The organism is Microvirga medicaginis, from assembly GCF_052658925.1.
Map to the genome: position 1 here is coordinate 1 of NZ_JBQWEL010000011.1, position 13,884 is coordinate 13,884.

At 57.8% G+C, this 13,884-nt stretch carries 15 protein-coding genes and 1 tRNA gene; 8 read left to right on the forward strand and 8 right to left on the reverse strand.

Annotated features, from left to right (window positions below):
- Nucleotides 1-257: 257 nt before the first annotated feature.
- Nucleotides 258-536 (forward strand): hypothetical protein, encoded by a 279-nt coding sequence (locus tag ACUXUR_RS14790; protein ID WP_445503132.1) that lies wholly within the window; start codon nucleotides 258-260, stop codon nucleotides 534-536.
- Between the two features lie 656 nt (nucleotides 537-1,192).
- On the opposite strand, the gene ACUXUR_RS14795 is transcribed toward ACUXUR_RS14790, so the two are convergent.
- Nucleotides 1,193-1,432 carry a hypothetical protein gene (locus tag ACUXUR_RS14795; protein ID WP_445503133.1) on the reverse strand — a complete coding sequence of 80 codons (240 nt, stop codon included), beginning with the start codon at nucleotides 1,430-1,432 and terminating at the stop codon, nucleotides 1,193-1,195.
- Between the two features lie 355 nt (nucleotides 1,433-1,787).
- Between ACUXUR_RS14795 and ACUXUR_RS14800 the strand changes: the two genes are divergently transcribed.
- The gene (locus ACUXUR_RS14800) at nucleotides 1,788-2,183 is read left to right on the forward strand and encodes a response regulator (RefSeq protein WP_445503134.1); all 396 of its coding nucleotides are present in this window, start codon (nucleotides 1,788-1,790) and stop codon (nucleotides 2,181-2,183) included.
- A 54-nt stretch (nucleotides 2,184-2,237) separates the two neighbouring features.
- Here the strand turns inward: ACUXUR_RS14800 and ACUXUR_RS14805 are convergent, their stop codons facing one another.
- Complete coding sequence (locus tag ACUXUR_RS14805) at nucleotides 2,238-2,447, reverse strand: hypothetical protein (protein WP_445503135.1); 210 nt, start codon at nucleotides 2,445-2,447, stop codon at nucleotides 2,238-2,240.
- Between the two features lie 285 nt (nucleotides 2,448-2,732).
- Nucleotides 2,733-2,975, reverse strand: a complete 243-nt coding sequence (locus ACUXUR_RS14810; protein ID WP_445503136.1) for a NepR family anti-sigma factor — start codon at nucleotides 2,973-2,975, stop codon at nucleotides 2,733-2,735.
- 259 nt (nucleotides 2,976-3,234) lie between these two features.
- On the opposite strand from ACUXUR_RS14810, the gene ACUXUR_RS14815 reads away from it, so the two are divergent.
- The 5 genes from ACUXUR_RS14815 (at nucleotide 3,235) to ACUXUR_RS14835 (ending at nucleotide 9,030) form a co-directional block, all read left to right on the forward strand.
- Nucleotides 3,235-3,402, forward strand: coding sequence for a hypothetical protein (locus tag ACUXUR_RS14815; RefSeq protein ID WP_445503137.1), 168 nt, complete (start codon nucleotides 3,235-3,237; stop codon nucleotides 3,400-3,402).
- 148 nt (nucleotides 3,403-3,550) lie between these two features.
- The gene (locus tag ACUXUR_RS14820; protein ID WP_445503138.1) at nucleotides 3,551-4,135 is read left to right on the forward strand and encodes a hypothetical protein; all 585 of its coding nucleotides are present in this window, start codon (nucleotides 3,551-3,553) and stop codon (nucleotides 4,133-4,135) included.
- A gap of 335 nt (nucleotides 4,136-4,470) precedes the next feature.
- Nucleotides 4,471-5,472, forward strand: a complete 1,002-nt coding sequence (locus ACUXUR_RS14825; RefSeq protein ID WP_445503139.1) for a sensor histidine kinase — start codon at nucleotides 4,471-4,473, stop codon at nucleotides 5,470-5,472.
- Between the two features lie 2,187 nt (nucleotides 5,473-7,659).
- Nucleotides 7,660-7,908 carry a DUF6894 family protein gene (locus ACUXUR_RS14830; protein WP_445503140.1) on the forward strand — a complete coding sequence of 83 codons (249 nt, stop codon included), beginning with the start codon at nucleotides 7,660-7,662 and terminating at the stop codon, nucleotides 7,906-7,908.
- 756 nt (nucleotides 7,909-8,664) lie between these two features.
- On the forward strand, nucleotides 8,665-9,030 hold the full coding sequence (locus ACUXUR_RS14835) for a hypothetical protein (RefSeq protein WP_445503141.1): 366 nt from the start codon (nucleotides 8,665-8,667) through the stop codon (nucleotides 9,028-9,030).
- Between the two features lie 240 nt (nucleotides 9,031-9,270).
- On the opposite strand, the gene ACUXUR_RS14840 is transcribed toward ACUXUR_RS14835, so the two are convergent.
- From ACUXUR_RS14840 to ACUXUR_RS14860, 5 genes are all read right to left on the reverse strand, one after another.
- A tRNA-Leu gene (locus ACUXUR_RS14840) sits at nucleotides 9,271-9,356 on the reverse strand.
- Between the two features lie 62 nt (nucleotides 9,357-9,418).
- Entirely contained in the window at nucleotides 9,419-10,606 is a 1,188-nt protein-coding gene (locus tag ACUXUR_RS14845) for an FAD-dependent oxidoreductase (RefSeq protein ID WP_445503142.1), read from the reverse strand.
- Between the two features lies 1 nt (nucleotide 10,607).
- Nucleotides 10,608-10,871 (reverse strand): zinc-finger domain-containing protein, encoded by a 264-nt coding sequence (locus ACUXUR_RS14850; RefSeq protein WP_445503143.1) that lies wholly within the window; start codon nucleotides 10,869-10,871, stop codon nucleotides 10,608-10,610.
- 174 nt (nucleotides 10,872-11,045) lie between these two features.
- On the reverse strand, nucleotides 11,046-11,306 hold the full coding sequence (locus ACUXUR_RS14855; protein WP_445503144.1) for a hypothetical protein: 261 nt from the start codon (nucleotides 11,304-11,306) through the stop codon (nucleotides 11,046-11,048).
- 523 nt (nucleotides 11,307-11,829) lie between these two features.
- Nucleotides 11,830-12,417, reverse strand: coding sequence for a hypothetical protein (locus ACUXUR_RS14860; protein WP_445503145.1), 588 nt, complete (start codon nucleotides 12,415-12,417; stop codon nucleotides 11,830-11,832).
- Nucleotides 12,418-12,658: 241 nt separating this feature from the next.
- On the opposite strand from ACUXUR_RS14860, the gene ACUXUR_RS14865 reads away from it, so the two are divergent.
- Nucleotides 12,659-13,249: a DUF6680 family protein gene (locus tag ACUXUR_RS14865; protein ID WP_445503146.1), complete on the forward strand. Its 591-nt coding sequence runs from the start codon at nucleotides 12,659-12,661 to the stop codon at nucleotides 13,247-13,249.
- Nucleotides 13,250-13,884 lie beyond the last annotated feature (635 nt).

Here is a 13,884-nt window from a genome sequence, read left to right on the forward strand (position 1 = left end):
TGGCACCGACAACGACGACCGCTGGGAAGGCCGTCTGCGCGTTCAGCGCGACTTCTAATCGGCTCCTCCCGAGTGTTAGAGGAAACCCCGGTGGAAACACCGGGGTTTCTTTTTGCCTGATCCGTTGTCAGGCACATCATCCCCAGCTTGATGAAGGCTCCTTGGAAGGCATGCCGTCAAATTGCCAAGCTGATCGGCCTATCTTTCAGATATATCGGGGCGTTGCCCTGGAAACCGTCATCACCCGGAGCTGAGCGATGCCCAAGTGTCTTGCCCGTCTATCGAAATCTGGTCTGCCGATCGCGGTTCTGGGGCTCGGATTGAGTGCCGGACTTGCCGGGTGCGCGACCTCGGCTGACGTGTCTTATGGCGAATATAGCTTCGGCCCCGGCTACGAAGCTGGGCGCGTCTATGAGAACCGCGTCTACGGCGATACGCAACAAGGCTTCGGAAGCGAGAACTGCCGGACGGTTCTCAGGAGGGAAGTGGATCCCTATGGGCGAGATTCTTCCGTAGAGGAGACGGTTTGCGACTAGCGCACCGTGCTGCGAAAGCGGGTCCGGTTTTCCGCTTTCAACGATGCGCTCCTCAAGAATGAGCATCGGACGCATCCCAAAAGTTCAGGTCTGCTTTGGGGGGCGATGCTCTAGAACAACATGCGCTGCCGCTCCTACGAGGCCGATCACAGCGCAAGGGAACGAACGCCCACCGTGACGGTTGCCATAGCGTGAATGCTTCGTCAGGAGAACATCGTTATGAACAACATCATCTGGCTGATCGGCGCTATTGTCGTCGTCCTTGCGATTCTGTCTTTCCTGGGTCTTCGCTAAGACGGGCTTCTTGCGCTTGCAGGGCAGTTCGATACTGCCCTGCAGCCTTTCCACTCTCCAGCCATTCCCGTCATTGATTGAGACCCGATCACCGCATCCTATTGGATCAGGTCCATAACGGCGGATGCGACATTCAGTAGAGCCAGTGCACCGACCAAAGCTGGGATGAGGGGCAGGTGCAGGCGGGGATGCCAATCGTCGTCTCGGAAATTCTTGCCATGCAATCGAAAGTGAGAGCGCCGGGCGACCATTGCTCTACTCCTTAGTAGGTCTTTCGAGAATGGCTGAACCATGGACTTAAAAGCCTCAAGGGGAGGTGCGCTTTCGCACATCACGCCTTCGAAGCCCTTATTTTCAGCCATTTAATGCCGTGTAGCGGTCTTCTGAATTTGGAGAAGCTGACCTTCGATCGCACGCATTCTCGTCATTAAGCGATCAAGCTCGCCGAGAAGGAGCTTCTCATCCTGCCTGGCCTTTTCCACGAGATCGGCAGAGGAACCGTGGCGGATCCGGTGCAGAGCATCGGCCAGCTGCATGTCCAGGATCCGCATGGCCTTCTCCAGATCCAGGAACTCCTGATGTAACTGGCTCTCCTTGAACACGGCAGGGCCCCTGCATGCGAAGCAGACAATAGTCAGTTTAGGCTACAGGCTATCAACCGGTTCCTCCAGGTAGAAATTAGGCGAGATAGCAATTTTATCAACGGCCAAGCTGAAACAGTCCGTACTCCTCCTCGTTCTGCAACAAGGGTCCTCAGTGTAGGCGACGCATCGTTTTGCCTGAGGATCTTTCGTGCTGCCTCCGCCAGGGATGCGTAAGGGGAGAAGCGGCAATCGACTAGCAAACTTGCCTGTTCCAAATGCGCTGTCCGCTGGGCAGAGCTGAATGGAATTGTGGCTTTGCAAAAGGCTGAGTTGCTGTGGGTGCTGAAAACAGAGCGGACAGAGGAGACGCCGCATGGGACAAAAGATCGAGCCGCGTCGCATCGCATTGATCGTCGAAGATGACTTCGAGGTAAGGGGCTTGGCGGCCGCCCTCCTGGAGGAAACGGATCTGCGGGTGGTCGAGACAGCCAGTGCCGAAGAGGCCTTGGATTACCTGCGCAGCCATGCGGAGGATGTCGCTTTTCTCTTTGCTGATGTTCGGCTGCCCTGCCTCATGAATGGCGTCGACCTTGCCCGGACCGTTCGTGTCAAATGGCCTTGGGTTCGCACGGTTCTGACCTCAGGACTTCCTCCGGAAGACGAACTCAGAGACGTGCCGCGGGATGTGCGCTTCATGCCTAAGCCATGGAGAGCCCTCGAGGTGTTGATAGAGGCCGAAAGAGCGGTGCAGGCGCCCCGACGAAATTAAGGGGCGCTCAATTCCTCGGAACCTTGGCGCTCGTCGAGAATTGCCGTCAGCAGATCAAGGAGGATTTTGCCGATGCCGCAGACGACCGTCGCTTCCGGAACATTCTCGTCCCGCAAGGCCGCTGATCAGGCTGTCCAACGGCTCGTTTCCAGCGGCTTCGCCCGCAATAGCATCGAGCTTCATCGCCATGATGAAGACGAGGGCTACGATCTGGAGATCCGCACCCGCGCCGAGAACGTCAGGCGAGCTCAGCGCCTTATCCATGCGTCGTCCCCGATATCTGCAATGAGCATGCGAAATATGGGCCAAATGGCATCGAGTGCAGTTCAGACAACTCGGTCTCATCCCCTCATACTGCTCGGCGCAGGTCTCCTCGCAGGATTTGTGATCTACAATCTGATCCCTCGACCCTCGCAGGAACAGGCGCGCCGGAATTCGCAGGGACGCTCCGGACACCGGTCGAAGCGTGCGCGCCGTCGCTAAGATTGCTGAGGGGAGATTGGGGTAGGTCAGGATAGGCGCGTACGGGCGAGAGTTTACAGATCTTCCCTACAGATCTTCTTGACCGTCGACGTGATTGCTGCGTGCTTCGAGCCTTTCCAGCAATTCCCTGATCCGATCAGGGGCGGGCTCTTTCAGAATATCCTGATAGTCGGATTGGAGCTGCCGGCCGATCTGCTTGAGCAGTTCGTTCTGGCCAGCCGCAGTCAAGCCGTTGGCGCCGATGCTCCAACCGGAATGTCGATCCACGGGATAGGGCGGTCCATCAGCCTGTTGGAACCGCTTTGGCATTCTTGCCTCCCATTTTGTTGATGCGTCTTGAGCCAAAGAACGGTCGAAGACGTCAGGAGTTGCAGCTAAGTTTTTGGAAAAAATGCTATTTTTGACTACTCGGAGGTAGTCGGATTGTCTCAGGTTGAAAGCCCCTGCAAGGGTCGAGGGTAGCGTGATGCCTCCCGAGGTAGGGTGAGGCGACCGCCGGTCGCATTGGTTTCATCTCGCCCTTGGTTCACAAGCTCGGCTTTAACAACAAGGGCGGGGGGCTCGAAGGGTGCGCGAAGTATTGATGGTCTATCTGTGCGGGGTCATCCTGCTTCTGGCCGTGTCCACCACCATCGACAGCGAGGAAGAGGTCGGGTTCGACCACATCATGATTGCTGCGTTCGGATGGCCTGTCTTCACACCGATTCTTGCACTGAAGGCCTGGAACAACCGCTGATCTCCTGAGGGTTGCTTGCAGGGACCCTCGCTCCTTAAGCCTCTTTTCCAAGGGGAGAACGCTCTCTATAACTCGCCACCGGACATTGGCTCGCGGCGAGAGGGAGCTTGCGGAGACCTGCAAGCAGGACGGCCTCAACAGGGGTTCCATGAATAGCACCGCGCCGGTGCCTGAAGGAAAATCCCTCGCATCAAGCCAATTACGAGGGCGACGAAAGCGCCTATCTCTGCGCTCCCATCTGGCTCTCATGTGTGTGGGCTTGGCGCTGCCGATTCTCGTCTTCGTCGGCTACATTCTCTGGCAATTTGCCAGTGCTGAACGGGTGCGGTTGGAGGAGTATGCTCTTGATATGGCCCATGTCATCGCCGCAAATGCCGACCGAGAGCTGACCAGTCTGCATTCGGCTTTGAGCGTTCTCGTCAATTCGCAGTTCCTGCAAAACGGCGACGTCGACAACTTTAATCACCAGGTAACGCGAGCCAACCTGTCGAATGGCGTCAACATCGTATTGCGAGCGCCAGATGGGCAGCAATTGGTGAACACGCGCGCCACGCGACGAGCCCTTGCCCAGAACCATCCTGCCCAGCGATCAGGCTGCCATCGATCTCAAGAAACCTGTCGTGACGGACTTGTTCACCGGGAGCGTGTCGGAGACACCTCTTTATGCCATCTCGATGCCGGTGATCCGCAACGACCAGATCATTTATCTGCTCTCGGTCAGCGACTCCGTTGAGCGGCTTCAGAAGCTCACCAGACGGGAAGGTGTTCCAGAGGGATGGACGGTTGCCTTCGTCGACCGCGGAGGCCGCATTCTGGCACGCAACACACGGCATGAAGAGTTCGTCGGCAGGCCGGCAACGCGTGACCTGCAAGAAAACACCACTGGTCCTGCCGGAACATCGAGAGGTTTCACGATCGATGGTCAGCCTGTCCTAGGCGGTTAGCCTCGTGGAGCGGGTCAGGCGGATCCTGGATGAGAAAGGCTCTTGAGGATGAAAGTCGTGCTCCTCTGGCTTGTGAAGAATGTAACCGTAGACAATGCCCTGTCCTCAGGTGGATGATGACGTTATGTCAATAATTCTGCCTCTCGGGATTGATGGGAACTCTCATCCGGTCGATCTCGCCAGCCTGATTATCGAGAATGCCGCAGATTCTATCTTCGTGATGGATCTCGAAGGGCGCACGGTGCTGGCCAATGCCGCAGCCGAGCAGACCTTCGGCTGGGCGAAGGAAGAATTGTTCAGGAAGGTTCTGCACGATGTCGTGCATCACCGATATCCGGACGGACAGCCTTTCCCCATGTCGGAGTGCCCGCTTGGACATGTCTTCGAGTCGCGCCGGATTGTGAAGAAGCATGAGGACGTCTTCTTCCATCGGGACGGCTCACCCGTTCATGTCGCCTGCTCCAATGCTCCCGTGATGCTGAACGGCGAAATGGTCGGAGCCGTGCTGATTGCGATCGACATCACGGAGCGCAAACGCGCCGAGGAGCATCGGCGGCTCCTGATGCATGAGCTTAATCACCGGGTGAAGAATACACTGGCGACCGTTCAGGCGCTTGTCGCCCAAACGCTGCGCACATCACCGTCCAGTTCGGCGGCTCGGGTAGCAATCGACGTGCGCCTGACGGCTTTGTCGCGCGCGCACGATGTACTCACTCGTGAGCGTTGGGACGGTGCGGACCTGCATGACATCGTAGCGCAAGCCGTCGAGCCTTTTGCCCTTGCCAGGTTTCACGCCGCGGGTCCCGAAGTGCGGCTTGCTCCCGGCAAGGCTCTCGCAATGGCGATGGCGCTGCAGGAGCTGGCGACAAATGCAACGAAGTATGGCTCTCTTTCCAATACCTCGGGACAGATCATTCTGTCGTGGAGAATCGAGGGGACACCAAGCGTCCCGTGCCTTCATTTCTCCTGGCAGGAGAAGGGAGGTCCGCCTGTCGTGCCGCCATCCAGACGTGGCTTCGGGACACGTTTGATCGAGCGCAGCTTGGCTCAGGAACTCGAAGGCCGGGTGACGATCGCCTTCGAGCCAGACGGGGTGATCTGTTCGATCGATGCGCCGCTACAGTAAGCCGTCCCTCAAGAAAAAAAGCGCCCTGTTGAAAGGGCGCTCAAGTTGCGATCCGTAGGGGCAAAATTTGGATCGGACCTTGTAAGTAATAATTCGAGGGACGAATAGCTACGGGATACTTTGACGTCAGTAGTATTACCACCAAAGTTCAACCTCTTTCGGGTATTTGGATTATGTTTCAAAGTTGATCGCAGAGGGGCGGGTCAGATACTGCTAAGTTTTGCATGGAGACACTATAGGCTGGAGGGACTGCGGTCTGGACCATAAGAAAACACAGGCGCAGCCCCCCTTTTTCAAGTATTCGTTTGCGGCGAGATTGGTCGCTTCAAATCGTGGCCGCTGTTAAAAAAAGCCGAAGTCATCTTGGATTTGATCCCGACTTCAGCCGTGTATTGCTTCTGACACGGGAGGTCCCGTCGAACAATGAGTCTATGATGGAAACAACAATTGCCTCACGAATGGAATCTGTTGAGAGCTCTATTGCTGGAGGGGGCAATTAGGCCAGATGATCTATTTACGAAGCTGCCATCTCCAAGAAGTGTTCAGGCCGCGCAATCGGTGTCTTCGACCTGGTGGAGATGTTAGTGCCTGATCCCGCTCTGCGTCGATTGGGCCCAAAAGCTCACGTGCCCGCCGAAGGCAGCTCTCAAATTGGTACCTGCCGGTGCTGAGAAGCAGAGGCATCAACGGCTTGCCTCACCGAATATACGCAGTCGCCTTGCTGGTGTCAGAGGACATTGCGAGACCGGTGCGGTTGGAACGCGACCGCCACAACGGGCCGGGGCACCGGTCAACCCAGATCCCGAATGCGGTGACCTAGTCGCCTGCAATCCTGCCCGACCCCCGTCAAGATCAGGATGGGCGCTCATCCCGGGCACTCTTTCAGCGCATTCGTGGAACATTGCTCTCGCCAGATTGTTTGTCCGCACCTTCACGCTTCCTCCCACCGTGATGGTCCTCTGGAAGAACTTGAGCCCCGAGCTTGTCTTGGGGTTTTCTTTTGCCAGGGGCACTCAGGAGTCCCACGCACCAAAACTGATCCCCAGGCCCCTTGGGCAGCAGGATGCTTCCAAAAGCAGGGCTGAAGGTCTTGTTGGTGGTGTTGGACGTGAGAGGGTGGTGAACGCTACCAATTTCAACTGGCACTGCCAGCGTGAGGCGATCAAGGACGTTGTCTTGAGGACGACCTTACGAATCTCGCACGCCACAAAGCGATGACGATAAAGTTCAAAGGGCCGCGCCTGAACTCTGATCTGGTCCAAGTCTGCGGCCCTAGGTCCGTAATGCCCCTATGGACTGCCTAGCGGTATCTGATTTGGTTCTCGGGTGAACAGATGCTCGGATGGATTACTACTTTAGGGCTGTGCCAACATGTTAATTATTTGTTTACTGTTGCTTCACGGCCTTGGATTTGCCCCTACGGGCCGAACACTTGAGAGCGCCCTCCCGGGCGCTTTTTCTTTCAGGTTGTCTCCCTGGGAGACGGTGCAGGCGCAGAGGATAAAAGTCGGAAATTAACGAATATCCGCTGCTAATTCTTACCCCTGAAGGCTGAATTCGAGCGCTCTGCCTAATCCTCGCCATGTTTTCAGTTCGGCATTTGCTTCCTTCTAGTAATAAAGGTAGGAAGTAAGATGAATAAATGCGATCTATTTCCTATAGATCAGTTGCCGCCAAGGATCAAAAGCGCTGTTCTCAGTGAGTTCAAAGGACGGTGCCCCACAATTCTGGAAGTGGTCAGCACACCTGACTCTCATTGGCTCTCCGTTCCCAACATGGGCCACACATCACTTGCGCGGTTGCGCTCCGTGACGAGAGGAATGCGCCGAAAGGTCGGAATACCGACGCTGTCCGGATTGTCAGATGCCGAACTGCTGTCGCGGACGCGGCTTCTGGAGAAGCAACTCAAGCAACTCTGCGATCAGCTTAAGGCACATAGGGGCGAGGTTCGGATGAGAGAGATCTCCCGCTCTCATTTCCACATCAAGGAAAAAAGCCTTTAGATTCTCGGTACGCTTCGTGCCGGAGGCTCTCAGGAGATTTATAGAGCTAAAGGCAATGTGCGTCGGAGATTCGGCTTCTCATCATCCGATCGTGTCGCTAGGCAGGGTCATCGTATGCTCCGCGGATGGATCTGGTCACTTTCAGCTTGATTGGCCTTCCTGGGCTCGGGCCAAAGGAAAATTTATGCCGCGTTATTTCTTCAATGTGATCATTGGCGAGGACGCACTCACGGATCCTGAGGGGCAAGATCTCCGTGACGTTGATCAGGCTTGGAATGTGGCTCGAGCCATGGCTCAGAACCTGATGAACACCAAGTTCAAGCAGCCAATCAATTGGGCCATCGCCCATATAGAGGTAAGGGATGATCTGGATGAGGTCGTCCTTGAGTTTCCATTCTTAGAGGCTCTCCAGTTCACGCAGCCACCCCATTGAGGCTTCGACGGGATCGCTCCTCGGGCAATCCAATTGCCGGATCCTGGCAGCGTGTCGGCTTGGGCATGGCGAGGCCGGGGAGTTGAAGCGATCGGCCTATGAGCTGGTTCAGCCCACGGACGGCATACAGGCCCTGTCGACGGCACCAGGAATTGGATTGGATCCGTCACAGGCTGCTAAAACACAGCCATGAAAACCAGTTCTGAGCCTACAGCTTAAGGCCCATTCTCTTCCGAGGCCGAATGACGCTCCGGGTCAGTTCAAGCACAAGACACGACATCCACTACCACCTTTGAGGTAGGGGCGATGCCCCCAAATCGCCATATACCCAAGCCGTATTTCAACTAGATCAACAAACGGTTCGGCTCGGCCGGGTCAATCGCAATTATTGCAACTATTGCAACAAAATAAAGCTACTGACGGGGCAATTCACTGATGGCTAGCTCGGTACAGCCTACTGATATTTACGCTCTAAGCGCCGACAAATTGCGCCGAAGACCCCAGGAAGCTTGGTCGAGATATTTCTATACTATAGCGCGGGGATATGTTGCATGCGTCTGGAACAGGGGAGGCGCCTCCCTGGTAAAGCATAGTGTCACCCGTTTGACGGGTCGGGCTATTCTGTTCACACGAGAATTTGCTCCCAGGCTCCAGAATGCGTGGGAGAAGACCTTACCCATCTTTCACTCGCAGGTTCGTAAACTGCCTCCCTCTCTCCCGTGGCTGTCGAGCCCTGAGGCAAGCGAGATTGAGGAGGTGGATGACGTCGGACTGGTGTTAAGTGAGCTTGAGAACCTCACTCGGGATCAGCAGGACAAGGTCGCAAAGAGTCTGGCGTTGCTGTGGGACGCCTTCATAGATTTGTTTGGTGGTGTAAGTGCATTTCAGACGGCCTCACTCATCGAGCAACAAGCATTTGCGAAAAGGCTTGATACAGCGGCCAGTCGCATGAAAGCCGCACGGGGGTCAGATGCAGCCTTTCACTATGTGACTGTCGAGCTCATGCGGCAGTACGTCTCTTTCCTTCAGGTCGGCAGCAAGGATCCCCGAGCCATCGTTCTTGCGGGAACAGTCGCCCCGCTGATCGACCAGGGGCGCGGGATCAATGCCGAGTCGGCTTGAGCTTCAGCAAAGGCATAAGGACTGGATCGAAATACCCCAACAAATGCACAAATCAGCAAGCCTCAGTCGCTGTGATCGCCGTCTGAGTGGGCGGTAATGAGGTCTTCCCGATCCTGAGCGTTTTCCGAGCCTTCGTCTGAGGGGGAGACATTGAAATTGTCACCTGTCGCGTTCTTGGCAGCGTCAGGGCGACCGAACCCCTTGAAGCACAATCTCACGGGCAAGCATTTTCAAGGAGGTTGGTGCGGACGGCGGGGGTCGAACCCGCACGGGCAGTGCCCGAGGGATTTTAAGTCCCTTGCGTCTACCGGTTTCGCCACGTCCGCATTGAGGATGAGGGTTATCGGGCTCTCGCGAGGAGCGCAAGTCTGCTGCGCTCCCCAAAACGTCACTCCGGTGTGCGGAAGCCGTAAATCCAGTCGTACCGGCTGGACATGCTCTCAGGCCCGATCATCTGCATGATCTTGTCGCGGCCAAAGGCCATGAGAGAGCCTGAATGATAGATGCGCCCGTTCCGCCGCCCTTCGGCCTGGATGCGGGTGACGCGCTCTAAGCGATGCTCCTGATAGGCCGACAGGGCCTGTCCGACGTTTTCCGGATTCCGGGCCAGAAGAGCGCTGAGGGTTGCCGCATCCTCGATGGCCAGCGCCGCGCCTTGCGCCAGGAAAGGCAGAACCGGATGGGCGGCGTCGCCCATGAGCGCAATGCGGCCCTGGGAGAGGCGCTTGATGGGATGGCGGAACAGCGACCATCGCAGCCAGTCCTGGGGCTTCTTCAGAAGCTCGCGCAAGGCAGGGGTTGCTGCGCTGTAATAGGCGAGAAGATCCTCGGCGCGGCCGGGCGCGGCCCAGCCCTCGACAGGCGCCTTGGTCTTCACGATTGCGACCACATTGATGAGGTGGCCGCTGAAGATCGGATAATGCACGACATGGCCTTTGGCGCCGAGCCAGAGACCGGTCTCGTTGCCGGCCAGCTCCGGCGGCGCGATCCTGCGATCGAACGTGGAGCGCCAGGCGACATAGCCATGAAATGTCGGGAGATCCTTGTCGCCGACGGCCTGCCGGACCTTCGACCAGACGCCGTCGGCGCCGATCACCACGTCGGCCGTCATGCGATCGCGCGAGCCATTGGAAGACGTCCAGATGAGTTCGGCGTGGTCGGGCCCGTCACGCACCTCTTCGACCTTGCGCCCTGTGATGATGCGGATCGAGGGCTCGGAGCGAACGGCGTCCAGGAGGATGGTCTGCAGATCGGCCCGGTGAACGACCCAGTAGGGCGCGCCGTAGCGCTGCTGCATGTAGGCGCCGAGCGCTACCTCTCCGATGCGCTTGCCGGATGAGAGACCGCGCACGACCACACGGTCCGGCACCGTTGCGACCCGACGCAGGGCGGGACTTAAGCCCAGCTTGACCAGGATGCGGCTGGCATTGGGCGAGAGCTGAAGACCCGCGCCCACTTCGCTGAAACCCGTGCGGCGCTCGATGAGCGTCACGGAATGACCTTGGCGGGCAAAGCTCAAAGCCGCCGTCAGCCCCCCGATCCCGGCGCCGACAATGGCGATGGTGAGGCCGGACACCTTAGCGCGAGGAGGCGTCGGTGGCGAAGTCGGGCTCCCAGACGCATTCCGCCGGGCGAGCTTCATCGGGCTTCAGGGACGGATCGTACTTGAAGAGAGTCGAGCAATAGGAGCAGATCGTCTCGGTGTCATAGCCCATGTCGATGAAGATATGGGGATGATCGAAAGGAGGCGTGGCTCCGATGCACATGAACTCCTTCGAGCCCACATGAATGACGGGAACGCCCGGATCGTTGTGGAAGTGGGGTGTGCCTTTGTCAGCCATTGCCGTTGCTCGTAAAGCGGTGAAATTTGCGGGCACCATAATGGCCGAAGGGCCATGCGCCTAGAGCAAAAATTGAGCCCGTGCGGCCATTCGGTTTTCGCAGTATGGACCGGGGGAGGTTCCCGCGTGAAAGCCGGGGGAGCCTCTCGGACAGGGCAGGGGCGCATCAGCCTTTCACCGCCGCAGGGACGCCTTCAGAGTCTCCCGCCGCTCGTGCCAGAACGCGCGATACTCCTGCATCTGCTCGCCCACGCCTTTCACGAAATCCTGACGGGACTCGAAATAGCAGGGCGGTCCGTAGCCGCCCTGGCACAGGCCTTTGCGCCGGCAGCGGGCATTGCGGCAGGTGAGCGGAATCTGCAGCACGTCGGCGAGGCGGCGCAGGACGTCGTCGCAATCGGGAAGCGCATGGAGCATGGGATGAATGCGGCTCATCGGGAACCTTTCGGCAATCGGCATTGGCAGTGAAGTGTTGGGGCAATGGGCATGCGCCTTCGGGCTCCGGGCTAAAGGAGCCGGAGCCTGGACGGGCAATCGAGGGAGGGCGCGAGAGGCGGGCCGGCTCGATGTCTATGAATGTGTGAGAGAACCGACCGGCCTCTCGCGCACGGTTCTTTTAGGCGGACTGCGCAGCCACCCGGGCACGCAGGGCCTCCCGCCGACAGGCTTGCGAGACCTGCCGCAGGACCGTTCCCCGCCCCACATCTGCGACGCCTCGCGAGCGCGCCCCTCGTCGGGCCGGGATGGGTGATGTTATAGCCAAGGTTAGGAGGATTGTCAAGAACAAAGACAGAACTTTGTACCGTTCTTTCAGCTCCTCGACTGCATGCAACACCTCGTCAGGAGAGGCTAGGTAGGTCTGTATCAAACGTCAAAGGACGTTGTGCTTGTCACAGGCGAGGCGTGTAGCAGGGTAGGGTGGATCGACACAGTGCGAGTACCCCTCCTACGGTATTCCCTACTTGGCCGCAGAACTGGGGCTTCTCCGCTGCTTCACGAGCTTCTCAAGGATGCTGTTTTCGCAATGGGGTGGGACGCCCTCGCGTTGTTCCTCAGCCTTTTCGCTGGAACGCACAAGGCGGACCGCTTTTGGGAGAGCAGCCGTCGGAGACGCAGGAGTAAGGACTAGATAGCTGTTGTCCCGTTCGAGGCTAAACCCTCCGATAACTGCTTGCCTGCCTCCGACGTAATCGAAGGCTGATCCTATAGTCCGCCATAGGCTGTTGCTCCCGTCCACCATGACGTAGTTCCAAGGGACGACATTGCAGAGGCGCGGCGTGTGGATCATCCCCGAGATCGTTCCATTCTCAACCTCGATGCTCAGCCAGACAACGTCCTCCGGTGTCTTCGCTGCGAACTCCTCGGCGTTGACCGAACCCTCCCCAGTGTTTGTCCAAGTGCCGATGATTGCCGCATCATCGCGCCACCAGTCGAGTGTTGCTTTGATTTCCGCCCGCTGGAGGTAGAGGAAGGCTATCGCCCCGCCGATCATGCTGAGGATCGTCAGAGTTTCCGCGAGTGTTGGTGCCCTGAGCTTGATCCTCACAGTCGATGGTCCTTCGGTGATACGGGTTAGGGGCCACGGGGGGAAACTGACCCCGCGCTCTGGACATACAGGCTTTCACATTTTTGCGGGAAAATAAGCCGGGAGTCGCTTCCTAGGCTGGGGAATTTAAAGAGCTGTCATTCGGACTTAACCATACCAGACGATCACTGAGGCAAAGACACCGTTAAGAGGCTATTAAGTTCCTGCAACTCTGTTGGTGTTCAGTCGAGAAGTGTTCCCCATGTTCGGCAATGTTGATTGGGCCGTTGTCCTCGCCACATTCGTCAGCCCCATCGTCGCTGTTGGTATCACTCTCTGGGCTCAAGCTCGGGACAACCGCAATCGAAACCGGATGGAGTTGTTCTCGAACATGATGCGCTCGCGGCGCAATCCGCTGTCGATAGAGTTCGTGGGGTCTCTCAACTTGGTCCCCGTTCACTTCCATGCGGATCGCTTGGTGATCGCTCGTTATGCCGACCTCATGGCGGTCTTTGGGGACAGTGCATGGCGCTCCCAAGATCAGCAGGCAATCCAGCAACTTAACGAGAAGGCCGACCTTGCAATCGCCTATCTACTCTCGGCTATGTCTGTGGTCTTGAAGGTTCCGATCGAGCAGTTGGCCATCTTGCGGGGTGGCTATGCCCCAAAAGGTTGGGCCGATGAGGAGCAGTTAAACCAAGAGCTTCGTTCGTCGATCCGTGAGGTACTAGCAGGGAAGCGGTTCCTCCCGGTGCTTGCGTTCCCCGCGCCTCCGCAACCAGCGCCATCGGCGGATGAGGATGAAAGCAAACCTGGTAGTGAGAACCTAAGACGTTCTATCCCTGACCAATAGGCGCTGCTGCCTACAGGGCTTGCCTACAGCATCGTCGATAAGTGATTGAAATAAGTTGATCCTTTTCTCCCGTTGCCGTTCTCCCACCGCGACAACAAAACTCGACAGAAGCTACACAGGATCGATGCAGGAGTTGCGCAGGTCTGAAGCGCAAGAACTTCAACATTGTCATTCCCGCGATGGCGGGCCCGAAGGGCCGCGCCGGAGGCGTGGAAATCCATATCGGCCAACGGCGCAGAATGAGGCTGATCGTGAGCCGGTGTGCTTTTTCCCCGAGCGCCGTGGGTCTGGATCCCTGCCTGCGCGGGGACGACGGGAACCGGGTTCGCTGTCATCCCGGGGCTGCGAAGCAGAGCCCGGGATCCATAACCGCTGACGATGCAGGATGAGGCGTGACGCTGCTTGCCTGTTCCTGAGCCGTCGCGGGTCTGGATCCCCGCCTGCGCGGGGATGACAGGAGAGAGCTTGTCAGCCTTGGGGCCGGCTTCCCCATTGACCCCTCACCACTCTTGCGTGTTATCTCATTGCCGGAACCGGGCGCACCCGGTTCTGGGGCTTCATAACCCCGACCCGGGGCGGCGCAAGCATCCGCCGCTACTCGATGCCTTCCCAACCTCACGGTCGGGGAGGCGATG